Consider the following 21,873-nt stretch of genomic DNA (forward strand, 5'->3'; position numbering starts at 1 on the left):
TGCCGGGCGGGCGAACGGGAGGCAGCCCGGGGCCCGCGCCGACGGTCTCGCCCTTCGGTGATCCGCCTCCCCGGACTCCACGGCCGGCCACCTCGCCCGGGGTTTCCCAGGCCGGTTCCTCCTCTACAGGACCTCACACTCCTCGGAGCGGGCGGCCTCGAAGACGGCCCGCAGGCCGGCGGGCGGCGCCGTGATCCTCCGCGCCCGGACGTCGATCCACGCGCCGAGCGAGTGCACGACGGCGGCCTCCTCGCCGTCCTCCCGGAACACGGTCTGGCGCACCCGCCACCGCGCGCAGTCCTCGGTCAGCCCCACCACCTCGCAGGAGACCTCGACCTGTTCGGCGAGGAAGACCTCGCGGCGGTAGCGGACCTCCTCACCCAGCAGCACGGCGGCGAACCCCTCCTTCTGCAACGCGCGGACGTCCCATCCCGACGCCACGAGGAAGCCGAGCCTGGCCGTGCTCGCGTACTCGAGGTACCTGGTGTTGCGCAGGTGGCCGTTGAAGTCGACATCGTCCCAGCGGACTTCGAAAGATTTCCGGAAAGCTTCAGACATGTCATGGAGAGTACCGGCCGCCGAGGAGACACGTGTGAATGGTACGGCCCCACCCGGAGCAAACACCGGATGCCCGGAGATGAACCATCCGGCCTGGTGCGACCGTGTATCGGGCAGCGGCATATGTGTGTGGCCGCGGAGAGACTGAGGTGGAAACATGAGTACGAGGCGCCGGAGGCCGGCCTGACGGCCGGGCCGGCGCCGCGGCCGCCCCGCGGCCAGGGGGTCCGCCTCCGCGACGCCTCGTGGAGCACCCCGTCCGACACGATCAGGGGCAGCGCGCGGACGCACGCTGCCGTTCCGGGAAGTCAGGGCAGGAAATGATCAAAAACGTGCGAGTGAAGGCCGTACTGGTCGCCGCCGCGGCGGCCGGCAGCCTCCTCGGCTTCACCCCCAGCGCCAGCGCCGCCGGGAACTGCGACCACTACGGCCAGCCCGGCTACATCCAGATGTTCACCGGCGGGAACTTCACCGGGAACTGCTACGAGACGTACTACTGGAACACCGTCCCCGACTTCAGGAACGTCCCCAACGGCATGAACGACAGCATCTCCTCCGTGCGGAGCTGGTCCGGAGGGTCCTTCGGGGACGGGGGCTTCTCGGACGCGTCCCTGTGGACGGACCAGTACGGCAGGGGTCTAGCGTTCACCTTCCACTCCGGCGAGTCGTGGCCGAACCTCCCCTCCTGGATCAACGACAAGGCTTCCTCGCTCTACTGAACGAGGGGGCTCAGTAGCTGTCGTAGCGGGGCTTTCCGTTCGGCCGGTAGACGCCGACGACGGTGCCGCCCTTCGTCGTGGAGACGCTGACCGGCTCCAGCGCGGTGGGGACCGCTCCGTCGGCGAACAGCCGCTTGCCGGTGCCGATGATCACCGGATGGATGGTCAGCCGGTACTCGTCGACGAGGCCGTGCCGCATGAGGGTCTGGGCGAGGTCGCCGCTGCCGACGACCGTGATGTCACCGCCGTCGGACGCTTTCAGCTCGCGCACGGCATCGACGGTGTCGCCCTCCAGCAGCGTGGAGTTCTGCCACTCGACCGATGTCAGGGTCCGGGACGCCACGTACTTGCGCATGCTGTTCATCCGGTGGGTGAACGGGTTGCCGGGGTCGGCGGTCGGCCAGTACGACGCGAAGATCTCGTACGTCCTGCGGCCGAGCAGCATCGTGTCGGAGCGCTCGTACCAGCCGGAGACGGCCGCGCCGACCTCCTCGTCGTCCACCGGTTTCTGCCAGCCGCCGTGCTCGAAGCCGCTTCGGGCGTCCTCGTCCGGGCCGCCCGGGGCCTGCATGACGCCGTCCAGCGTCAGGAACGTGCAGACGATGATCTCGCGCATGGTGCGCTCCTTTCCTCGCAGGGTGGACCGCACCACCGCCGGAAACTCATCGGCGGCACTTCCGCGCCGCTCCACGACGCCCGGCCGGCACGTTCCCCGCCCGCCCACAAGGCGGTGAGGCGTGCGGGGAACGGGGGGCAGTCCCTGAGAGCTGCGGACAAAAGGGGCGCCCGGCTCGCGACGCCCGGCACGCACGCTCGCGGCGTTGCCGAAAGGCCCTGGTAGCTCCGCTACGTCGAGGAGCGCGAGCGCTTCTCGCAGTCGGCGACGGACGTGCCGGGGACGTGACCGCCGCGGGCCGGTGCGCGGCGGTCGCCTGGACCGCCGCGCGATACTGCGGTGGTGTCCCGTCGGCCGCCGCGCGGGCCGTGCGCCGCGGCCGGGTTCCGCCGTCTCGTCCCCTGGGGGTCCAGTGAAGTACAGAGCCGTTCTCCTCGCGTTCTTCCTCCTGCCCGCGCTGTGGGGGGTCGCGGATCTCGCGGGTGCTCTCACAGCCTCGACCGAGGTGGTGTGCCCGGGGGAGAACGTGCGTGACGGGGAGGAGCGGCCCGGCCCGATGCGACCGGGGGACGGCGAGTGCTCGGTGCTGGAGGGTTCCCTCGCGGTGGCGAGCCGGACGTACGAGGAACAGCGCAACCACCAGTCCGTGCAGCGCCGGCGGGACGCCAGGAACGGGGCCCTGCTCATGGCGTACGGCGCCGTGGGGGCGCTCGTGGCCTGGCGTGCCACCCGGCGGACCACGGACGACACCTGAACCCCGCCCCCGGTGACGGACGCACCGCGAGGAACCACCGGCGGCCACCGCGTCGTCCCGCCCCGGCCGCGCAGACGGCCGCGCAGACGGCCGCGCGCGGCAGGCGGGGGCGGTGAATGGTCGAAGACGCGGGTTCAGCGGCAGGCGGTGCGGTGAGTCGTCGAACGCACGGGTTCATCCGACTCGGGCCGACTCGGATCGGGTCGGGTCGGCGCGGCCCGACCCGGCCGCCGTCCGGCGTTCCGAAGGCGGCCCGCGACCAGCGGCCTCGCGGTCCGGCCCCGGCCACGCGGTTGGCACGGACGGTCAGACTCCGTGGCACATCCGGTCACACCCGGGGCGCCCCGGGGAAGACCATGGAGACATGACCAGCAACAACCCGGGCGTCTTCGGCGGACGCCTGCTCATCGGCGCCACCGGCTCCGCCGCCGTCGCCACGCTTCCGGTGTACATCAACGCGCTGCGCGCCGGCTTCACCGGGACGATCACCGTCCTGATGACGCACACCGCCGCCACGTTCCTCCCGCCGCACACCGTCGGTCTGTTCGCCGACCGTGTGGTCACCGGCACGAGGCCGGACGACTGGGGCCGGGAGAACCAGGCCACCCTCGCGGCCGGGCACGACATGATGACCGTCCTGCCGGCCACCGCCAACATGCTCTCCGCCGTCGCCACGGGCGCCGTCCCGAACCTGCTGACCGCGACGATCGCCGCCGCCGGCTTCCCCGTGGTGTTCTTCCCGGTGATGACCGACGGCATGTGGGGCAAGCCGGCGGTCCGGCGCAACGTGGAACAGCTCCGCCTCGACGGCTACCACGTCGTCGACCCGCAGCAGGGACAGCGTTACGACGTCGGCCTCGGCGAGTTCGTCGAGGGGCCCATGCCGCCCGCCCCGCCACGGTTCGTCGACGTGGTCCGGGAGTTCATGCCCGGCAACGGCTGACCGTGTGAGGCGAGTCGCCGCCGGCTGATCGGACGACGGCCGGGTCCGGCGGTGCTCCCGCCGGACCCGGCCTGTTCCGCCTCAGCGTGATTCGCTCCCGAGAGCGGCACTCATGGTGCGCAGGCGACGCGTCTGCACTCTGCTGTTGTAGAGCATCGAGCCGAGGAAGAGGACGGTGATCACGGCCATCCCGACGGTCTGCCGCGGCCCCGCGGTGAAGGCCGTCAGTACGGTGATCGTGCCGAAGAGCACGCCGAGGAAGACGAGCGCGGCCACCCGGTGCCTGCCGCGGTGCAGCCGCTGCCCGACCAGTTCGCGCATCGCCCGGCGTTCCCGCGGGTCCGAGGGGACCTCACCGGTGCGCAGTTTGCGGTCCAGCGACACGAGGCCGTCCGTCGTACCGCCCGCGGCCCGCTTCTCCCTGCGGCGTGCGCTCAGCGCCACGCCGACACCGCCGAGGGAGATCACCGCCGTGCGCACCACCACGGACAGGAACGAACGGCCCGGGTACAGGAGGGTGATCACCACGGCGGCGACGAGCACCGACAGGGCGATCTGCACCCACAGGTGCCGGGCGAGGAAGACGTTGACGCGTTCCATGACCCGCCCCCTCTCAGCTCCGGCTCATGCGCCGCACGGCGCACGCGGTCGCCAGGAGGACCCAGGCCACCGCGCAGTACGCCCAGGCCGTCACCCCACGGACGGCACCGACCGAACTCGCGAGCGCCCACAGGGTGAGGACGACACACAGCGCGGTCCACGCGATGTCGGAGATCCGTGCGCGCAACTGCGTACGCTGCGGGGCACCGAGCCGTAACGCTCCGGACGGTGGTTCCTCGATCCTTCGCCGCGGCTCCACAGCCGTCACTCCCTTCAGGTGTACGGATCCTCCGGTTACCCGGCCTGTCTTGGCGCACGCCTCAAGCAGGGTGAGCCGTAAAGGAGTTGACCGGGCCGAGCGGGTGCGGGGAACGCGCTGGGGAGTACAACGGCGGAGCGCGCGGATTCGGCAGGCGCGGGGCGCGAACGAGGGGGACGCGAACGGGCGCGCCCCCCTGCGGGGCCCTGCCGCCTACCGGACCCCGGCGGCGACGGGCACCGTGTTCGCGGCACGCGTCACCGCGGCCAGGCTGGCGGCGAGGACGGAACGGTCCCGGCCCGCCGCCCACCGGACCCCCTCCCCGGCCCGGAACTCCAGGAGGGTGAGGGCCTCGCCGTCGTTCCCGGCGTCGACGCTGGTCTGGTGCAGGCTCACCACGTCGACGCGGATGCCCCGCGAGTCCAGGGCTTCGGTGAGCGCTTCGACCGGGCCGACGTCGGCGTGCGTACTGGTGTGAGCGGTCCCGTCGATCCGGAGCGTGACCGTGGTGCTGTTCCGGCCGCCGGTGTCGCTCGTCTCGTACCCGGCCAGTTCGACGGCCGGGCCGGGGCTCGCCGCAGCCCTCGGGGAGGGAGCGAGGTAGGCGTCCTCGAAGACGTCCCACAGGCCCGCCGCGGTGACCTCGTGGCCGGTGGTCTCGGTGCGCCGCTGGACGTGGCGGGCGAAGTCGATCTGGAGCCGGCGCGGCAGTTCGATGCCGTACTCCGTCTCCAGCAGGTAGGCGATGCCGCCCTTGCCGGACTGGGAGTTGACCCGGATGACCGCCTCGTAGCTGCGCCCGAGATCGGCGGGGTCGACCGGCAGGTACGGGACCGACCACTCCAGCTCGTGCTCCGCGACGCCCCGGGCCGCGGCGCGGGCGCGGTGCTCGGCGAAGCCCTTCCTGATCGCGTCCTGATGGGTGCCGCTGAAAGCGGTGTGCACCAGGTCGCCCACGTAGGGGTGCCGGGGATGGACCTCGATGCGGTTGCAGTACTCGACGGTGCGCCGCACCTCGTCGATGTCGGAGAAGTCGATCATCGGGTCGACGCCCTGGGCGTGGAGGTTCAGGGCGAGGGTGGCGATGTCCACGTTGCCGGTGCGCTCGCCGTTGCCGAAGATGCATCCCTCGACGCGCTGCGCCCCGGCGAGGACGGCCAGTTCGGCGCAGGCGATGCCGGTTCCCCGGTCGTTGTGCGGGTGCACGGAGAGGATCACCGAGGAGCGGCGGGCGAGGTTCTTGTGCATGTACTCGATCTGGTCGGCGTACACGTTCGGCGTGGCGACCTCGACGGTGGCCGGCAGGTTCAGCACGACGGGGCGGTCGGGACTGGCGTCCCACAGCCCGGTCATGGCGTCGCAGACCTCCAGCGCGTAGTCCGGTTCGGTGAGGTTGAACACCTCGGGGGAGAACTCGAACCGCACATGGGGCAGGTGCCCGGCCAGCGCGAGAACGTCGCGGCCGCCGGCGAGGATCAGCTCCTTCAGCGTGTGGCGGTCGTGGCCGAGGACGACATCCCGCCAGACGGGCGCGGTGGCGGTGTACAGGTGGATCACGACGGGGTTGGTGATGCCCCGGATCGAGTCGACCGTGCGCTCGATCAACTCGCGGCGCGCCGGGGTGAAGACGACGATCGTCACGTCCTCGGGCGCGAGGTCCGACTCGGCGATGAGCCGGACGAAGTCGTAGTCGGTCTGCGAGGCGGACGGGTAGCCGACCTCGATCTCCTTGTAGCCCATGGCGACCATCAGCTCGAAGAAGCGCCGTTTGCGCGCCGGATCCATCGGCTCGGCCAGAGCCTGGTTGCCGTCGCGCAGGTCGACGGGCACCCACAGCGGCGCCGTCGTCAACTGCCGCGTCGGCCAGTCGCGTTCGGTGAGCGGGACCTCGACACGGGAGCGGACGTCGCGGTAGCGGTGTGACGGCATCGGTGAGTGCCGCTGCCGGTTCCAGGCCGGTGCGCCCGCGGGGACGGGGCCCGCCGGGGCGGAGGTTCGGGGGGTGGGTGCGTGAGTCATAGGGTGGAATCCTGCTTCGCTGTCACGTAGGGGAGACCGGCGCGGACGAGCGCTCCACGTCGGGGCGCCGGCCTGGCTAGGCCCCGACGTGGCGGAGAAGGAGGAGGATCCCGGAGTTCAGCACGGGTGCACCGTAGCACAACTCCTCAGACAAGTAGAGAAGTTACGGAGACGGGAGGGCCGAGATGGCTCAGGTCCGGCGTGCGCCCCTGGCCGATCAGGCGGCGCAGGCGCTGATGGAGCGCATCCGGGCCGGGGAGTGGCGGCTGGGCGAGAAACTGCCTGGCGAGACCACCCTCGCCCCCCAGCTCGGCGTGGGCCGCTCGACGGTCCGCGAGGCGATCCGGCAGCTCGCCGGCCGCGGCGTGCTCGCCTCCCGGCAGGGAGCCGGTGTCTTCGTCACCGCCCTCGACGCCCCCGAGGACTGGGACCACGTGGTACGCCGTGCCGACATCGTCTCCGTGATCGAGGCGCGCGTCGCCATCGAGACCGAGGCCGCCGCCCTCGCGGCCGGACGCCGGACCCCGGCGGAACTGCGGGCGATGCGCCGCGCCCTGGCGGATCGCCGCGCACGGCGTTCCGGCATCGAGGAGCACGTGGACGCGGACACGGCGTTCCACCGCAGCATCGTCGTGGCGGCGCACAATCCGATCCTGACCGAGCTGTTCGACGGGTTCACCCCGCGCAGCCGGCAGGCCATGATCGAGATGCTGCGCATCCGCGGCGGTCTCGGCGACGGCGCCGACCACGACCCCGACCACGACGCCCACGCCCGTCTGCTGGAGGCCGTCGCCCAGGGAGACCCCCAGGCGGCGGCGGAGTCCAGCCGCGCCCATCTCCTCACCATCAAGGCACAACTGAGCTGACCATCCGCGCGGCCGGGCAAGGACCGCCGCCCGCCACTTCTCGTGGACCGTGCCGGTCGGCCGGGTGACCCGGCATCCTCCGGCCGCGCGGCGACTCGGCACCCCCGGGTGGCGCCGCGTCCCCCGGGCCGGCGCGGGCCCGGCCCGGGCACCCCGACACTCGGCACCCCCTGGTACCCGGCGCCCCAGGCACTCGGCACCCCCTGATACCCGGCACCCCCGGCACTGGCACCACCCGGTACCGGCACCGCCCGGTACCCGGCACCGCCCGGTACCCGGCACCGCCCGGTACCCGGCACCGCCCGCCCTCCCCGGTCGCTACGCGCCCCGTGCCGTCCGGCGGAAGGCCGTCGGTGTCGTGCCGGTGCGCTGCCGGAAGAACTTGGTGAAGTCGCCGGCCCCGGCGAACCCGAGCAGCTCGGCCACCGCGCCGACGGACAGCCCGCCGTGGGCCAGCTCCCGCTTGGCCTCCAGGACCACCCGCTCGTCGACATAGCGCTTGGCCGACATCCCGGTGGCCGCCTCCGCGGCCCGGGTGAGCGTGCGCCGGCTGTAGCCGAGGGCGGCGGCGTAGTCCTCCACCCGCCGGGTGACGGCGAAGTCCCGCTCCACGGCCGCGTGGAAACGGCGGAACGTTTCGCTCGGCACCGGCCTGCCGGGTTCGGCCCCGTAGGCCGCCGTCAGCCGTTCCACGAGCACCGCCAGCAGGTGCCGCAGCACCCTCAGATGGGCCTCCAGCGGCAGTTGGGCCGCGGCGTCGTACTCGTGGCGCAGATGGTCCAGAGCCTTGTGCAGCCCGTCGGCCACCGGACCGGCCGGGGCGAGCGGGCCCCGCGCGAAGGGCGGATCGGCGACGGTGGCCGCGGTGGTCGCCGCGTCCGGGAAGCCCGGCGGGAAGGCGACCACCACACCGTCCGCCTCCGGCAGGTCCGGACTCCAGCGCTGCACCTGTCCCGGCCGGATCCACAGCCATTGGCCGGCCGCCGGCTCGTACGTGGTGAAGTCCACGGAGACGGTGACGCGGCCGGAGCGCACCGCGACGATCTGGTGGAAGGCCGGCCGCAGCGGCGCGTACGGATCGTTGCCGTGCCGCAGCGCGCGTTCGGCCAGCCCCGCCAGCTCCACCAGTTCCAGACCGGGCGGCGACCCGGCCGTGTGCCGGAAGACCAGCTCCCGGATCGGAGGGGGCGGCGTCGGCGTCGGTCCCGCCGTCGAAGACTGTCCGTTTTTGCCCATCGTGAGTCCCGAGCTTACCGCCGCGTGCCCCGGCCGCGCTCCTAGGGTGAAGGTGTCGGCGCAGGTCAGCGCCGCAGGGACGAAAGGTGCCGCGGTATGAGACTGATCGTGGGAATGACGGGAGCCACGGGCGCCGTCCTCGGTGTCCGTTTCCTTCGGACCCTGGCCGAGCTGCCGGAGGTGGAGACGCATCTGGTCCTCAGCCGGTGGGCGCGCACCACGATCGAACTGGAGACCGGCCTGTCCGCGGACGAGGTCGGTGACCTGGCCGACGTCGTGCACCGCCCGGAGGACCAGGGAGCCGTCATCTCCTCCGGCTCCTTCCGCACCGACGGCATGGTGGTGGTGCCGTGCTCGATGAAGACCCTGGCCGGCATCCGCGCCGGCTACGCCGACGGGCTGGTGGGCCGGGCCGCGGACGTCGTCCTCAAGGAGCGCCGGCGGCTCGTGCTGGTGCCCCGGGAGACACCGCTGAGCGAGATCCACCTGGAGAACATGCTCGCGCTCTCCCGGATGGGCGTCCGGATGGTCCCCCCGATGCCCGCCTTCTACAACCATCCGCAGACCGTGGACGACATCGTCGACCACGTCGTCGCGCGCCTGCTCGACCAGTTCGACCTGCCCGCCCCGGCCGCCAAGCGCTGGGAGGGCATGCGAGCCGCCCGCTCCCTGCGGCCGGCGTCCTGACGGCGGCGCCCCGGCCGCCCGCCGCCCCCTTCAGCGGCCCCCCACGGAACCCCACCCGCCATCCCCCACGGAACCCACCCGCCATCCTCCGACGGACCCACCGGCCATCCCCCGACGGACCCCGCCGGCCATCCCCGACGGAATTCCTCAACGGACCGCGCCAAGGCCTCCCACCAACCCCCACGGAGTACCCATGCCCTACGACGATCTGCGCTCCTTCCTCGACACCCTCGACAAGGAGGGGCAACTGCTGCGGGTCGCGGAGGAAGTCCTCCCCGAGCCCGATCTGGCCGCCGCCGCCAACGCCACCGGCCGGATAGGAGAAGGCGCACCCGCCCTCTGGTTCGACAACGTCAAGGGCTTCACCGACGCCCGCATCGCCCTCAACGTGCACGGTTCCTGGGCCAACCACGCGCTCGCCCTCGGCCTGCCCAAGCACACCCCGGTCAAGGAGCAGGTGGCCGAGTTCGCCCGGCGCTGGGACGCCTTCCCCGTCCCGCCCGAACGGCGCGAGGACGCCCCCTGGCGCGCCAACACGCAGGAGGGCGCCGATGTCGACCTCTTCTCCGTGCTGCCCCTGTTCCGTCTCAACGACGGCGACGGAGGCTTCTACCTCGACAAGGCCGCCGTGGTCTCCCGCGACCCCGACGACCCCGGCAGCTTCGACAAGCAGAACGTCGGCACGTACCGCCTCGAGGTCATCGGCCGCGACCGGCTGGCCATCCAGCCCGTCCCCGTCCACGACGTCGCGCTGCACCTGCGCAAGGCCGAGGAGCGGGGCGAGGACCTGCCCATCGCCATCACCCTCGGCAACGACCCGGTGATGGCCATCGTGGCCGGCATGCCGATGCGCTACGACCAGAGCGAGTACGAGATGGCGGGTGCCCTGCGCGGCGCGCCCGCGCCCATCGCCACCGCCCCGCTCACCGGCTTCGACGTGCCCTGGGGATCGGAGGTCGTGATCGAGGGTGTCGTGGAGAGCCGCAAGCGCCAGATCGAGGGACCCTTCGGCGAGTTCACCGGGCACTACTCCGGTGGCCGCCGGATGCCCGTGATCCGCGTCGACCGGGTCTCGTACCGCACCCGCCCGGTCTTCGAGTCGCTGTACCTGGGCATGCCGTGGACCGAGTGCGACTACCTCGTCGGACCCAACACGTGTGTCCCGCTGCTGAAGCAGCTGCGCGCCGAGTTCCCCGAGGTGCAGGCCGTCAACGCCATGTACACGCACGGCCTGCTGGCGATCATCTCCACGCGCAAGCGTTACGGAGGTTTCGCCAAGGCGGTCGCGATGCGCGCCATGACCACCCCGCACGGGCTGGGGTACATCACCACGGTCATCGTGGTCGACGAGGACGTCGACCCCTTCAACCTCCCCCAGGTCATGTGGGCGGTGTCCGCGAAGGTCAACCCGTCCGGCGACGTGCTGATCATGCCGAACCTGCCGGTCGTCGAACTGGCGCCCGCCGCGCAGCCCGCCGGCATCACCAGCAAGATGATCATCGACGCGACCACCCCCGTCGCCCCCGACGTGCGGGGCAACTTCTCGACGCCCGCCAAGGACCTGCCCGAGACGCGCGACTGGGTGACCAGGATCCAGGACCTCATGGCCGCGCGCGGCTGAGCCGTCCGGTGCCACCTGCCCCCTCACCCCGGCACTTCCTCCGCCACCCCGGCAGTTCCCCACCATCCCCACACCTGCCCCGCCGACCCCGACCTCCCGACGTTTGTCGCCCCCGAGAAGGAGAGACCGCATGACCGAGTGCCCCCGCTGCGCCTTCGGGACCATCGAGACGCTGCACACCTCGCCCGTCCCCGGCGTGTGGGACGTCCTGCAGTGCCGGCGCTGCCTGTACACCTGGCGCACCACCGAACCCGCCCGCCGCACCCGGCGCGAGGCCTATCCGGAGCAGTTCCGGCTGACTCCGGAGGACATCGAGGCCGCCCCGGAGGTCCCGGCCGTACCGCCGCTGCGCGCTTCGGCCTGACAGGCGTACGGCGCCCATCCGCCGGGCCGGTGCGGCGCAGAGAGGCGTACGGCGCCCATCCGCCGCCCGGGCCGCCCGGGTGCGGCAGGCGCGGCCCGGGGCCGGCGCTCGCTCGCAGGGCGGCCTTCGGGCCCCGACCGGGGGCGCCCCGCGTTCGCCGGCCGTGACGGGCGCGGGCGCTGGTGCCGGTGATCCGCCGACCGCCGTAGCGGGAGCCGCGCCGGGACCGTCCGGCCGCGGCCGTCACCGTCGTCCGGAGCGGTAGGCGCCCGGTGTCAGGCCCGTGACGTGCTTGAACGCCCGGTAGAGCTGTGCCTCGCTCCCGAACCCGCACTCGTGGGCCACGGCGGCCAGCGTGCGGTCGGGGTGTGCCGACACCAGCCGCTGGGCGAGCGACACCCGCAGTGCGCGGATCAGCTCCGTGAGCGGTTCGCCGTCCTCGGCCAGGGCGCGGTACATCGTGCGCCGCGAGACACCGCAGCCCGCGGCCACCCCGGCGGCGTCCAGAGCGGGGTCGGTGAGGTGGCGGCGGACGAAGCGGTGGACACGTTCCCGCGTCAGCGCCGCCGCCGACGCCCGCGGCGGTGCGGTGCCCGCCGCCCAGGACACGGCCGTGCCCAGCAGGTCGACGGCGTGCGGCACCAGCGCCCGGGCCGCCGCCGGGTCCGCGCCCTGCAGGCGGTTGAGCCCGACCAGGAAGTCGGCGACCACCCGGCCGGGGCCTCGGGCGCCCAGTTCCACGGCGGTCACCCCGTTGAGGGATCGGTGCGGCAGCCGAGCCCTGGGCACCTTGACCACCAGTTGGGAGAACTCGTCCGCGAAGTCCAGCGTGTAGGGGCGGGAGCTGTCGACGAAGGCCATCGCGCCGGGGGCGAGTTCGACCGCCTGTCCGTCCTGCTCCAGCCCGGCCCGGCCGCGCAGCTGGATGTTGGCGAGCAGGACGTCCTCGTCGTCCCGGGCGATCAGCCGTCGCGTCCGCGCCACCCGCTGGCCGCCGGCGGCCAGCTCGGCGAACCCGATCCCGTCCAGGACGGACGTCTCGATCCGGCCCTCGAAGACACCCTCCGTCCCGGGGCGCACCGCCACCCCGACAAACGTGTCGCAGACCACGTCCGCCCAGTAGGCGAACGCGTCGGCTTCCGCGACGTCGGTGCTGGTCCACCGGGTGTGCGCTCGGTCGTTCATACGTTCAATGATGCCGCGCTGTCCGCACACGCACCGGACCCCCGGGGCGGCCGGTGACCGGACCCCGCCGGGGAGTGCCGCCCCCGCGCTCTCCGGGTGGGTACGGATCGAGCCTCCCCCGGGGCACGGAGCGGGTCCGGGCTCTCCGAGTGGGTACGGATCGGGCCTCCGTCGTGGGCACGAGGGCGGGCACGGATCGAGCCTCCCTCGTGGGCACGGATCGGGCCCTCCGCGCGGGGTCCGAACGGGTTCCCCCGTGGGCGCAGGGCGGGCCCTCCGCACGGGCTCGGAACGGGCCGCCGCGGTGGGCGCGGACCGTGCGGCCGGCGGCCTCGCGCGGGCTCAGACCAGCCCGCGGGCCGAGGCCCTGATCCCCGCCTGGAACCGGGTGTCGGCCCCCAGCTTGGTCAGGACGGCGGCGACACGCCGGGTGGCGGTCCGGGTGCTGCACCCCAACTGGCGGGCGATGGCCTGGTCCTTGAGCCCGGCCTTGAGCATGTTCAGCAGGAGGAGGTCGTCAGGGCCGAAGGTGTCGTCCGGGGCCGGAGCCGTCGCCGCGATCGGCTCGGCACGGGCCCAGTAGGCCTCGTACAGCTCCATCAGGGCGTCGAGCATGCCCGACGGATGGATGACGACGAGGTCGTCGTAGACCGGACCGGACAGCGGGACCAGGGCGACCCGCTTGTCGATGATGTGCAGTTTGAACGGCAGGTCCGGCAGCATCCTGGACCGCTCGCCCAGTTCGGCGAGTCTGAGCAGCGTGGCGAACCGTCCGGGGCGCTCCATGGACTGCGGGCAGTAGATGGAGCGCACGTCGATGCCCCGGCGCAGCCAGGCCGCCGTGATGGCGAACTCCTCCTCGTTGCTGTGCAGGCCGCCGTCCGGGCGGCCCACGTAGGGCGGCCGGTCCAGGGCCCACATGTGGCTGGTCGCGGAGTTGCTCAGCTGCTCGACCCGTTCCAGGATCAGCTCCCGGTCCGAGAGGACCTCCACCAGGTTGCGCGGGTCCGAGCGCAGCCGCCCCTCCCGGTAGCGCTCGGCGATCCGGTCGATCTCCGTGCGGGCCGAGGCCAGCGCGGTCTCCGTCTCGAACCGCCGCCTGGCCAGCAGGGGCAGCAGCGCGGCCTGGGGGTTCGTCGCCTGGAAGCGGCCGTGACCGGCGTCGTGGAGGAGCCCGAGATCCCGCAGCCGGGCAGCGGACGCGCGCACCTCGTCCTCCGGTGTCCCCAGGGACGCGGCGACGTCCGCGACGGTCACCCGGCCGTGGTCCAGGAAACACCGGTACACCGGTTCGTCGGACTCGGCTATGCCCAGGACCGTGAGCACGTATGCATACCTCCGTCGGTCGGTGTGTGACATCCGTGGCGAGATCGGTCAACCGTCCAAACCGGCCATCAGAGTATCTGGACACCTGTCGGAGGTACAGCGTTCACTTTCCTCGCCGCGACACTCGTCCGCCCGGTCCGGCTCCCTTGCCACCAGCACGCGCAGCGCCGTCCGAAGGCGCGGAGGCACCCTCCGGCCGGGCCCACTCCTCATGGAGGAACGTGTGAGTTCCGTGTTCCGAAGAAAGACACTCGCCTGGGGTGCGGCAGCTCTGGCCGTCTCGCTGGCGGCCGTCTGCACCGGCGCGCCGGCCCAGGCGGCCGGTGATACGCGGGCCCGCCCGGCCGGTGACGTGCGGGCCGGGTCGGCCGGTGGCCCGCAGGCCCCCGTCGCCGTCACCGGGCGCTCCCCCTCCGGCCGTTACATCGTGACCCTCGAGGACGCACCGGTCGCCCTCTACAAGGGCGGCGTGGACGGCCTGGCCGCCACGGCCCCCTCGGCGGGCGCCAAGGTCGACGCCTCCAGTACCGCCGCGCACCGCTACGGCGACTACCTGCGCAGGCGGCAGAGCGAGGCGGCCGCGTCGGTCGGCGCCACGGTCCGCGGCCGCTACACGGTCGCGGTCAACGGCTTCGTGGCGGACCTGACCCCTCTTCAGGCCGTCCGCCTCAGCAGCCGCCCGGGGGTCCTAGCCGTCAGCCCGGACGCCCGGGTCAAGGCGACGGACGACTCCCGGTCGACCGACTTCCTGGGCCTGTCCGGGCGCCAGGGGGTGTGGTCGAAGCTCGGGGGCACCGCCAAGTCCGGCAGGGGCGTGGTGGTCGGGGTCATCGACAGCGGCGTCTGGCCGGAGAGCGCGTCGTTCGCCGCCCCGCCCCTGGGCACCGCCCCGCCCACCGCCAAGGACCCGTACCGCCCCTACCGCGAGGGCGGCGTGATCAAGATGAAGAAGGCCGACGGCGGCACGTTCACCGGCGTCTGCCAGAGCGGTGAGAAGTTCACCGCGAGCGCCTGCAACACCAAACTCGTCGGCGCCCGGTACTTCAACGACGGCTGGCTGGCCACGACACCGCCCGAGGAGCGGGGCGACTACCTCTCGGCGCGGGACAGCAGCGGCCACGGCACCCACACCGCGTCCACCGCCGCGGGCGACGCGGATGTTCCGGTGAGCGTTCAGGGGCACGACTTCGGGAAGATCTCCGGGGTGGCGCCGGGCGCGGCGCTCGCCGTGTACAAGGCGCTCTGGACGCAGAAGGGCACGACGGACGCCGGCGGTGACGCCTCCGACATCGTCGCCGCCATCGACCAGGCGGTGGCGGACGGCGTCGACGTCATCAACTACTCGGCGGGCCGGGTGGTGGAGTCCTGGCTCGACGAGCCCATCGTGCAGGCGTTCCGGGCGGCGGCGCAGGCAGGTGTCTTCGTGTCGGCCGCCGCGGGCAACGAAGGACCCTCCAAGAGCATCATCGACAACACCGCGCCCTGGATGACGACGGTCGCCGCGAGCACGCTGCGGCCCACGGAGGCCACGGTGAAACTGGGCGACGGCCGGACCTTCGTCGGCGGCAGCCTCACCGTGCGGACGGCCGTCGGCCCGAAGCCTCTGGTCCTCGCCGGCGACGTCAGATCGGCCGGGACGACGGACGAGGACGCGCGGCTGTGCCGGGAGGGCTCCCTCGACCCGGCGAAGACGGCCGGCAAGGCGGTGGTGTGCGACCGCGGGATCACCACCCGGGTGAGCAAGTCGGCCGAGGTGGCGCGCGCCGGCGGCGTCGCCATGGTGCTGGTGAACACCACCGACCAGGAGACCGACAGTGACATCCACGTCGTGCCGACCGTGCACCTGAACGGTCCGGGAGCCGCGGACGTCCGCGCCTACGCGGCCACACCGGGCGCCACGGTGACGTTGCAGCCGGGCGGCTCGACCGGGACGCCGTACCCGCAGATCGCCCCGTTCTCCTCCCGGGGTCCGTCGGCCGTCAACGAGGGCGCGCTGATCAAGCCGGACATCGCCGCGCCGGGCGTCGGTGTCCTCGCGGCCGTCGCGCCGCCGGGCAACTTCGGCCACGACTTCGACTTCATGACCGGTACGTCGATGGCGGCGCCCCAGATCGCCGGCCTCGCCGCCCTCTACTTCGGTGTGCATCCCAAGTGGTCCCCGATGGCGGTCAAGTCCGCCATGATGACGACCGCCGTGGACACCAGGACCGCCTCGGGCGGCACCGGCACGGACGTGTACGCGCAGGGTTCGGGGGAGGTCGATCCCGCCGCGATGTTCGACCCGGGCCTGGTCTACGACTCGTCGAACCGCGACTGGCTCGCGTACGAGGAGGGCCTCGGCATCCGCACCGGAACCGGCACGGCCCCCGTCGCGCCCAGCGATCTGAACTACCCGTCCCTCTCCGTGGACCGGCTGCTGGGATCGCGCACCCTCACCCGCACCCTGACCGCGACCCGGCCGGGTGTGTACCGGGCCGAGGTGGACCGGCCCGGCTTCCGCGCCGAGGTGAAGCCCTCCACGCTGCGCTTCACCCGCGCGGGACAGACCGCCGCGGTCACCATCAGGCTGACCCGGACCACCGCGCCCTCCGGCATCCCCGTCACCGGGCACCTGACCTGGAGGGGCAGCGGACACGTCTTTGTGCGCAGCCCCATCGCCGTCACCCCGCAGATGGTGGAGGCGCCCGACCGGGTCGAGGCGGGCCCGGGGAGCGAGGGGAGCGTCTCCTACTCCCTGACCCCCGGAACCGAGAAGCTGACGCTCACCGCCCACGCCCCGGTCACGGGCCCCGCTGTGCGGGGCGAGGTCGACATGGCGACGGGCGGCGCGCAGGAGTACGCCATCACCGTCCCCGAGGGGACCAAGGCGGGTGAGGTCCTCGCCACCACGGACACCCCGGACTCGGGCGTGGCCCTGTACGTCCTGAACACCCCGGCCGACGGGCGGCCCTGGACGATCGTGGCCGAGAGCGCGGGATCGCAGCACCGGCAGCACGTCACCTTGAAGGGCCTGGAACCGGGCCGGTACACCGTCTTCGTCCTGGCCGGGGACTACCACGCCGGTACGACGGCCACACCGTTCACTCTCCAGACCGATCTGGTGACAGCCGGCTCGCCCACGACCGGCACGTTCACCGTGTCACCGGCGAGGCCCGCCACGACACCGCTGCGGCCGATCACGGTCACCGGCCACTGGAGCGGCGTGACGAGGACCCCGGCCACCGCGTACGTGGAGTACCCGGACGGCACCGGCACACTCGTCGGCATCGACGGCTGACCGGCCCCCGGCAGGTCCCCGGTCCTCAGCCCCTGCGGCTGCCGTGCGGGGCAGCCGCAGGGGCGACCGGGCGGGAGCGGCCGTGTCTCCCGGTACCCGTGTCTCCCGGTACCCGTGTGTTCCGGATACGTGTGTCATGTGTGACGCTGACGCCCATGTCGATCATCGCAAACGCCGTGGTCCTGCTCATCGCCGCGCTCCACTGCTGCATCCTGGTCCTCGAGATGTTCCTGTGGACCGGGCCAAGGGCCCGCGCCGCCTTCGGGACCACCGCCGCTTTCGCCTCCGAGACGAAGGCGCTCGCGGCCAACCAGGGGCTGTACAACGGATTCCTCGCCGCGGGGCTGGTGTGGGGCGCGGTGGCGTCCGGACCGGTGGGGTTCCAGGCGAAGGTGTTCTTCCTGACGTGCGTGGCCGTGGCCGGCGTGTACGGCGCCGCCACGGCCGCCCGGAAGATCCTCTTCGTGCAGACCGTTCCCGCCCTGACCGGACTGGCGCTGGTGCTGGCCGCCCGCTGACCGGGTCCGCGGCAGCCGGCAGCGTCACCCGCCCCCGGCCGGGGCCCGGTCACGCCCGCCCGACCCCGGACCCTTCACGCCGCCGCGGGCCCCCGGTCACGTCACGACCGCACATGTCCGTAAGGGCCCGGAACACACATATGTGTTCCAGGTCCCCGGCTCGTCGGGCATGATGTCCGCATACAAGGTGTGTGCCGGGTGTGCGCCGGCCGCGGCGCGCGCACACCCGGCAGGCCGGCACCGCCGGGGCTTCGAGACATGCCGAGGACCACTTCTACCGAGGAGCGAACTGTGCCCGAGAACAACCAGAGGCCGCTGACCACGGTCGCCGGTGCGCCGGTTCCCGACAACCAGAACTCCCTGACGGCCGGCCCGCGGGGCCCGATGCTCCTCCAGGACGTGTGGTTCCTGGAGAAGCTCGCCCACTTCGACCGCGAGGTCATCCCGGAGCGCAGGATGCATGCCAAGGGGTCCGGTGCGTTCGGCACCTTCACGGTCACCCACGACATCACCCGGTACACCAGCGCGAGGATCTTCTCCGAAGTCGGCAAGAAGACCGAGATGTTCGCCCGGTTCTCCACCGTGGCGGGGGAGCGCGGCGCGGCCGACGCCGAGCGCGACATCCGCGGCTTCGCCCTGAAGTTCTACACGGAGGAGGGCAACTGGGACCTGGTGGGGAACAACACCCCGGTGTTCTTCTTCCGGGACCCGCTGAAGTTCCCGGACCTCAACCACGCGGTCAAGCGCGACCCGCGCACCAACCTCCGCGACCCCGAGAACAACTGGGACTTCTGGACCAGCCTCCCCGAGGCCCTGCACCAGGTCACCATCGTGATGTCCGACCGCGGCATCCCGGCGTCGTACCGGCACATGCACGGCTTCGGCTCGCACACCTACAGCCTGGTCAACGCCGAGGGCGAACGGTTCTGGGTGAAGTTCCACCACCGTACGCAGCAGGGCGTCAAGAACCTCACGGACGCCGAGGCCGAGGCCCTGATCGGCAAGGACCGCGAGTCCCACCAGCGCGACCTCTTCGACGCGATCGACAGGGGCGACTTCCCGAAGTGGAAGCTCTTCGTGCAGGTCATGCCGGAGGCCGACGCCGAGCACTACCGCTTCCACCCCTTCGACCTCACCAAGGTCTGGTCGAAGAAGGACTACCCGCTCATCGAGGTCGGTGAATGGGAGCTGAACCGCAACCCCGCCAACTACTTCGCGGACGTCGAACAGGCCGCTTTCACCCCGGCCAACGTCGTCCCGGGTATCGGCTTCTCCCCGGACCGGATGCTCCAGGGCCGCCTCTTCTCCTACGGCGACGCCCAGCGCTACCGCCTCGGCGTGAACCACCACCAGATCCCCGTGAACACTCCGAAGAACCCCGTCAACTCCTACCACCGCGACGGCGGCATGCGCGTGGACGGCAACCAGGGCGCCACCCCCGGTATCGAGCCCAACTCCTACGGCCGCTGGCAGGAGCAGCCCGCCTACCGCGAGCCGAGCGGCCGGGCGGGCGCCGTCGCCGACCGGTTCGACTTCCGGGAGGACGACGACAACTACTTCGAGCAGCCCGGCGACCTGTTCCGTCTGATGAGCCCCGAGGAGCGGCGCAGGCTCTTCGAGAACACCGCCCGCGCGATCGACGGCGCCTCGCGGCGGACCGTCGAGCGTCACATCGCCCACTGCACCCGGGCCGACCCCGCCTACGGCGAAGGCGTCCGCAAGGCGGTCGAGGCCCTGGCCGCCGGCGACCTGTGACCCCCGCCCGGTCCGGCGGGGGCACCGCTCCCCACGCCGGACCGGCCCGTACCCCGTCCCCCTACGAGCAGGAGGAGCCGCTCATGACCGGAGGCGGACCGTGACCCCCGAGCAGACGCGGCGCGTCGTGGCGCTCGCCATGGACCTGGCCCGGGAGGGCCACACCGCGCCCCTGGCCGAGTTCGTGCAGCACGGCCTGCCGGTCGACGTCGCCGACCAGGCCGGCAACACCCTCCTGATGCTCGCCGCCTACCACGGTCACGCCGAGACGGTACGCACCCTCATCGGCCTCGGCGCCGACCCCGACCTGCGCAACGCCCGCGACCAGACGCCCCTCGCCGGCGCCCTGTTCAAAGGCGCCGACGACGTGGTGGCGGTACTCCGCCAGGCCGGTGCGGACCTGGACTCCGGCACGCCGACCGCCCGGAGCGCCGCCGCCCTGTTCGGCCGCACCCACCTGCTCACCGGCTGATCCCGGCACACCGGCGCGTCGCCGCAGGTGTCCGGGCCACGGGGCGGACCGCCGCAGGACAGGGGAAGGTCCGGTCGCGCGCGGCCGGGCCCGGCCATGAGCTGGGTCACTTCCCGCCGGTGGTCTGAACCGTTCGGACGGCGTGCCTCGTGAGCAGGATGACAGGCGTTCGCGTGCACGTCCGGGAGGCCCCGGAGAACCGGCGGCCGTGCGGCAGCGCGGTGAGACCGCTCACCGGGTGAGGTGCGGTCCAAGCGGTCCGTCTCGAGCAGGCGCACGCCGCACGAACGAAAGAAGGGCACAAGGCCATGGATCTCCAACTCGCGGGCAAGCGGGCCGTCGTCACCGGCGGAAGCCGGGGCATCGGGTACGCCGTCGGACGGGCCCTCGCGGCCGAAGGCGCGTCCGTCGTCCTCGTCTCCAGAACCGCCGCTGACGCCGAGGAGCGGGCGGACGCCCTTCGGGCGGAGACCGGCGCCGAGGTCATCGGGATCGCGGCCGACACCGGGGAGGACGCGTCGGTGACGGACATGGCGAGCAGGGTGCTGGACCGGCTCGGCGGCGTGGACATCCTGGTCAACAACGCCGCCACGACCAACCCCGGAGCCTTCCCCGACGACGCCCTCGAGACGGAGATCAACGTCAAGGTCCGCGGATACCTGCGATGCGTCCGCGCCTTCGCGCCGGGGATGACGGAACGCGGGTGGGGCAGGGTCGTCAACATCGGCGGACTGGCGTACCGGCAGAGCGGATCGGTGACCGGGTCGGTCCGCAACGCCGCCGTGGTCGCCCTGACGAAGAACCTGGCGGACGAACTCGGGCCGTCCGGTGTCAACGTCGTCTCCGTGCACCCCGCCGCCACCCGGACCCGCACGTTCCTGGACAACCTGGAACAGCGGGCCGCCGCCCTGGGGTGCAGCGCGGCGGAGCTGGAGCGGCAGTACGCCCGGTCCGTCTCCATCGAGCGGATCGTGGAGCCGGAGGAGGTGGCGGCCGTCGTCGCCTTCCTGGCGAGTCCGCTCAGCGTCTCCCTCAACGGCGACCCCGTCATCACGAGCGGCGGGATCAAGGGCGCCATCTCCTACTGACGGCCCGGCGCGCGCCGGCGGGACGCCCGCCCGGACCGCCGGCCGCCGCAGACGCCGACCGCCGTGGGGCGGTGGCCCGCACGGAAGTGACGCAGGCCGGGCACACACGGCCCGGGTCGGGCGGACACGGCCCGGGTCAGGCGGACACGGCCCGGGTCAGGCGGACACGGCCCGGGTCAGGCGGACACGGTCCGGATCAGGGGGCGACGGCGCCGTCGGTCGCGTCGGTGGAGCGCAGCAGGCGCAGGAACGCCTTCACACCCGCGATGATCTCCTGGTTGTCGGTGAGGCGGTTCACCGTGGACTCGAACTCCCTGCCCAGCGCGGCGAACCGGCGCTCGCTCTCCTCGGCGCGTTCGTGCGTGCTCAGGGCGAGCGCGTCCAGGGCGCGGCGCAGTTCGGCCAGGGCCCGGTACTGTTCCTCCGCCTTCTCCTCCAGGGCACGTGTCCCGGCCTCGGCGCGGTTCAGCCGGGCGTGCAGCTCGACGACGTCGTCCCGGGGATGAGTGACGTCCTTCAGGAGGGCGCCCAGGCGCCGCCGGAGCTGGCGGAAGTAGGCGCCGGCCGGCCGGAAGAAGGTGCTCAGCAGGAAGAAGGCGGCGAACCAGTAACCGGTGAAGCCGCCGGTCGCCCAGGTCACCGCGCACGCCACCGCCGCGCTCAGCACGTGACCGGCGATGGCGGCCCGGAGCATGACGCGGGCGATGCGCGCGGCCTCGGCGTCCCGGGCCGGGGAGACGTCGATGCCCTTCTCCCGGCTGACCGTGATCTCGGCGAGCACCGTCTGCGCGCGGAAGTACAGGTTCCAGGGAAGTGTGAGCAGGAGCAGCAGCCACAGCAGGCTCAGCAGGCCCGCTCCGACGGTCAGTACCGCCGTGAGCGGAACCCCCGCCGCATGGGCGAGGACCAGCGCCGCGACGACGGCCACGGCGGCTGCCGCGGCCCCGAGGAATCTTCCCATGCCCCTGCCCCCACCGCCGTCCGTACCCCGCCACCGGCCATGGTCCCCG

At 72.7% G+C, this 21,873-nt stretch carries 21 protein-coding genes; 12 read left to right on the forward strand and 9 right to left on the reverse strand.

Going from position 1 to position 21,873, the window contains the following annotated elements:
* Positions 1-123 precede the first annotated feature (123 nt).
* Complete coding sequence (locus tag ABZ719_RS19035) at positions 124-558, reverse strand: acyl-CoA thioesterase (protein ID WP_366726339.1); 435 nt, start codon at positions 556-558, stop codon at positions 124-126.
* Positions 559-890: 332 nt separating this feature from the next.
* Here ABZ719_RS19035 and ABZ719_RS19040 point away from each other — a divergent pair, with 332 nt between their 5' ends.
* Entirely contained in the window at positions 891-1,277 is a 387-nt protein-coding gene (locus ABZ719_RS19040; RefSeq protein WP_366726340.1) for a hypothetical protein, read from the forward strand.
* A gap of 10 nt (positions 1,278-1,287) precedes the next feature.
* Here ABZ719_RS19040 and ABZ719_RS19045 read toward each other — a convergent pair whose 3' ends face one another.
* On the reverse strand, positions 1,288-1,893 hold the full coding sequence (locus ABZ719_RS19045) for a dihydrofolate reductase family protein (protein ID WP_366726341.1): 606 nt from the start codon (positions 1,891-1,893) through the stop codon (positions 1,288-1,290).
* 412 nt (positions 1,894-2,305) lie between these two features.
* Between ABZ719_RS19045 and ABZ719_RS19050 the strand changes: the two genes are divergently transcribed.
* Together ABZ719_RS19050 and ABZ719_RS19055 are read left to right on the forward strand one after the other, a co-directional pair.
* Positions 2,306-2,647 carry a hypothetical protein gene (locus tag ABZ719_RS19050; protein WP_366726342.1) on the forward strand — a complete coding sequence of 114 codons (342 nt, stop codon included), beginning with the start codon at positions 2,306-2,308 and terminating at the stop codon, positions 2,645-2,647.
* A 364-nt stretch (positions 2,648-3,011) separates the two neighbouring features.
* Positions 3,012-3,590 (forward strand): flavoprotein, encoded by a 579-nt coding sequence (locus ABZ719_RS19055; protein ID WP_366726343.1) that lies wholly within the window; start codon positions 3,012-3,014, stop codon positions 3,588-3,590.
* An 81-nt stretch (positions 3,591-3,671) separates the two neighbouring features.
* On the opposite strand, the gene ABZ719_RS19060 is transcribed toward ABZ719_RS19055, so the two are convergent.
* The 3 genes from ABZ719_RS19060 to ABZ719_RS19070 all read right to left on the reverse strand — a co-directional run bounded on the left by ABZ719_RS19060 (position 3,672) and on the right by ABZ719_RS19070 (position 6,468).
* On the reverse strand, positions 3,672-4,190 hold the full coding sequence (locus tag ABZ719_RS19060) for a hypothetical protein (protein WP_366726344.1): 519 nt from the start codon (positions 4,188-4,190) through the stop codon (positions 3,672-3,674).
* A 13-nt stretch (positions 4,191-4,203) separates the two neighbouring features.
* Complete coding sequence (locus ABZ719_RS19065; protein WP_366726346.1) at positions 4,204-4,377, reverse strand: hypothetical protein; 174 nt, start codon at positions 4,375-4,377, stop codon at positions 4,204-4,206.
* Positions 4,378-4,662: 285 nt separating this feature from the next.
* Complete coding sequence (locus tag ABZ719_RS19070; protein ID WP_366726347.1) at positions 4,663-6,468, reverse strand: 2-isopropylmalate synthase; 1,806 nt, start codon at positions 6,466-6,468, stop codon at positions 4,663-4,665.
* A gap of 185 nt (positions 6,469-6,653) precedes the next feature.
* Here ABZ719_RS19070 and ABZ719_RS19075 point away from each other — a divergent pair, with 185 nt between their 5' ends.
* Positions 6,654-7,334 (forward strand): FadR/GntR family transcriptional regulator, encoded by a 681-nt coding sequence (locus tag ABZ719_RS19075; protein WP_366726348.1) that lies wholly within the window; start codon positions 6,654-6,656, stop codon positions 7,332-7,334.
* A gap of 318 nt (positions 7,335-7,652) precedes the next feature.
* On the opposite strand, the gene ABZ719_RS19080 is transcribed toward ABZ719_RS19075, so the two are convergent.
* Positions 7,653-8,570: an AraC family transcriptional regulator gene (locus tag ABZ719_RS19080; RefSeq protein ID WP_366726349.1), complete on the reverse strand. Its 918-nt coding sequence runs from the start codon at positions 8,568-8,570 to the stop codon at positions 7,653-7,655.
* Positions 8,571-8,666: 96 nt separating this feature from the next.
* Between ABZ719_RS19080 and ABZ719_RS19085 the strand changes: the two genes are divergently transcribed.
* The 3 genes from ABZ719_RS19085 to ABZ719_RS19095 all read left to right on the forward strand — a co-directional run bounded on the left by ABZ719_RS19085 (position 8,667) and on the right by ABZ719_RS19095 (position 11,242).
* Positions 8,667-9,257: a non-oxidative hydroxyarylic acid decarboxylases subunit B gene (locus tag ABZ719_RS19085; protein ID WP_037855359.1), complete on the forward strand. Its 591-nt coding sequence runs from the start codon at positions 8,667-8,669 to the stop codon at positions 9,255-9,257.
* 193 nt (positions 9,258-9,450) lie between these two features.
* Positions 9,451-10,878 carry a non-oxidative hydroxyarylic acid decarboxylases subunit C gene (locus tag ABZ719_RS19090; RefSeq protein ID WP_366726350.1) on the forward strand — a complete coding sequence of 476 codons (1,428 nt, stop codon included), beginning with the start codon at positions 9,451-9,453 and terminating at the stop codon, positions 10,876-10,878.
* A 130-nt stretch (positions 10,879-11,008) separates the two neighbouring features.
* Positions 11,009-11,242: a non-oxidative hydroxyarylic acid decarboxylases subunit D gene (locus tag ABZ719_RS19095; protein ID WP_366726351.1), complete on the forward strand. Its 234-nt coding sequence runs from the start codon at positions 11,009-11,011 to the stop codon at positions 11,240-11,242.
* A gap of 243 nt (positions 11,243-11,485) precedes the next feature.
* Here the strand turns inward: ABZ719_RS19095 and ABZ719_RS19100 are convergent, their stop codons facing one another.
* On the reverse strand, positions 11,486-12,427 hold the full coding sequence (locus tag ABZ719_RS19100; protein ID WP_366726352.1) for a helix-turn-helix domain-containing protein: 942 nt from the start codon (positions 12,425-12,427) through the stop codon (positions 11,486-11,488).
* 342 nt (positions 12,428-12,769) lie between these two features.
* A complete protein-coding gene (locus ABZ719_RS19105; RefSeq protein ID WP_366726353.1) occupies positions 12,770-13,753 on the reverse strand; it encodes a LuxR C-terminal-related transcriptional regulator in 984 nt (327 codons plus the stop codon).
* 232 nt (positions 13,754-13,985) lie between these two features.
* On the opposite strand from ABZ719_RS19105, the gene ABZ719_RS19110 reads away from it, so the two are divergent.
* The 5 genes from ABZ719_RS19110 (at position 13,986) to ABZ719_RS19130 (ending at position 20,863) form a co-directional block, all read left to right on the forward strand.
* Positions 13,986-17,030: a S8 family peptidase gene (locus ABZ719_RS19110; RefSeq protein ID WP_366726354.1), complete on the forward strand. Its 3,045-nt coding sequence runs from the start codon at positions 13,986-13,988 to the stop codon at positions 17,028-17,030.
* A gap of 155 nt (positions 17,031-17,185) precedes the next feature.
* On the forward strand, positions 17,186-17,548 hold the full coding sequence (locus tag ABZ719_RS19115) for a DUF1304 domain-containing protein (protein ID WP_366726355.1): 363 nt from the start codon (positions 17,186-17,188) through the stop codon (positions 17,546-17,548).
* Positions 17,549-17,806: 258 nt separating this feature from the next.
* Entirely contained in the window at positions 17,807-19,303 is a 1,497-nt protein-coding gene (locus ABZ719_RS19120; protein WP_366726356.1) for a catalase, read from the forward strand.
* Positions 19,304-19,442: 139 nt separating this feature from the next.
* On the forward strand, positions 19,443-19,775 hold the full coding sequence (locus ABZ719_RS19125) for an ankyrin repeat domain-containing protein (protein ID WP_366726404.1): 333 nt from the start codon (positions 19,443-19,445) through the stop codon (positions 19,773-19,775).
* A 308-nt stretch (positions 19,776-20,083) separates the two neighbouring features.
* Entirely contained in the window at positions 20,084-20,863 is a 780-nt protein-coding gene (locus ABZ719_RS19130) for an SDR family NAD(P)-dependent oxidoreductase (RefSeq protein WP_366726357.1), read from the forward strand.
* A gap of 196 nt (positions 20,864-21,059) precedes the next feature.
* Here ABZ719_RS19130 and ABZ719_RS19135 read toward each other — a convergent pair whose 3' ends face one another.
* On the reverse strand, positions 21,060-21,824 hold the full coding sequence (locus ABZ719_RS19135) for a hypothetical protein (protein WP_366726358.1): 765 nt from the start codon (positions 21,822-21,824) through the stop codon (positions 21,060-21,062).
* Positions 21,825-21,873: the final 49 nt, after the last annotated feature.

It is taken from the genome of Streptomyces sp. NPDC006743 (assembly GCF_040703815.1).
Taxonomy (GTDB): Bacteria; Actinomycetota; Actinomycetes; order Streptomycetales; family Streptomycetaceae; genus Streptomyces.

Coding starts and splice junctions, on each gene's coding strand:
- ABZ719_RS19095 (WP_366726351.1), top strand. CDS start 11,009: ATGACCGAGTGCCCCCGCTGCGCCTTCGGGACCATCGAGACGCTGCAC.
- ABZ719_RS19135 (WP_366726358.1), bottom strand. CDS start 21,824: ATGGGAAGATTCCTCGGGGCCGCGGCAGCCGCCGTGGCCGTCGTCGCG.
- ABZ719_RS19080 (WP_366726349.1), bottom strand. CDS start 8,570: ATGGGCAAAAACGGACAGTCTTCGACGGCGGGACCGACGCCGACGCCG.
- ABZ719_RS19085 (WP_037855359.1), top strand. CDS start 8,667: ATGAGACTGATCGTGGGAATGACGGGAGCCACGGGCGCCGTCCTCGGT.
- ABZ719_RS19035 (WP_366726339.1), bottom strand. CDS start 558: ATGTCTGAAGCTTTCCGGAAATCTTTCGAAGTCCGCTGGGACGATGTC.
- ABZ719_RS19120 (WP_366726356.1), top strand. CDS start 17,807: ATGCCGAGGACCACTTCTACCGAGGAGCGAACTGTGCCCGAGAACAAC.
- ABZ719_RS19075 (WP_366726348.1), top strand. CDS start 6,654: ATGGCTCAGGTCCGGCGTGCGCCCCTGGCCGATCAGGCGGCGCAGGCG.
- ABZ719_RS19055 (WP_366726343.1), top strand. CDS start 3,012: ATGACCAGCAACAACCCGGGCGTCTTCGGCGGACGCCTGCTCATCGGC.
- ABZ719_RS19130 (WP_366726357.1), top strand. CDS start 20,084: ATGGATCTCCAACTCGCGGGCAAGCGGGCCGTCGTCACCGGCGGAAGC.
- ABZ719_RS19045 (WP_366726341.1), bottom strand. CDS start 1,893: ATGCGCGAGATCATCGTCTGCACGTTCCTGACGCTGGACGGCGTCATG.
- ABZ719_RS19125 (WP_366726404.1), top strand. CDS start 19,443: ATGGACCTGGCCCGGGAGGGCCACACCGCGCCCCTGGCCGAGTTCGTG.
- ABZ719_RS19060 (WP_366726344.1), bottom strand. CDS start 4,190: ATGGAACGCGTCAACGTCTTCCTCGCCCGGCACCTGTGGGTGCAGATC.
- ABZ719_RS19090 (WP_366726350.1), top strand. CDS start 9,451: ATGCCCTACGACGATCTGCGCTCCTTCCTCGACACCCTCGACAAGGAG.
- ABZ719_RS19070 (WP_366726347.1), bottom strand. CDS start 6,468: ATGACTCACGCACCCACCCCCCGAACCTCCGCCCCGGCGGGCCCCGTC.
- ABZ719_RS19115 (WP_366726355.1), top strand. CDS start 17,186: ATGTCGATCATCGCAAACGCCGTGGTCCTGCTCATCGCCGCGCTCCAC.
- ABZ719_RS19100 (WP_366726352.1), bottom strand. CDS start 12,427: ATGAACGACCGAGCGCACACCCGGTGGACCAGCACCGACGTCGCGGAA.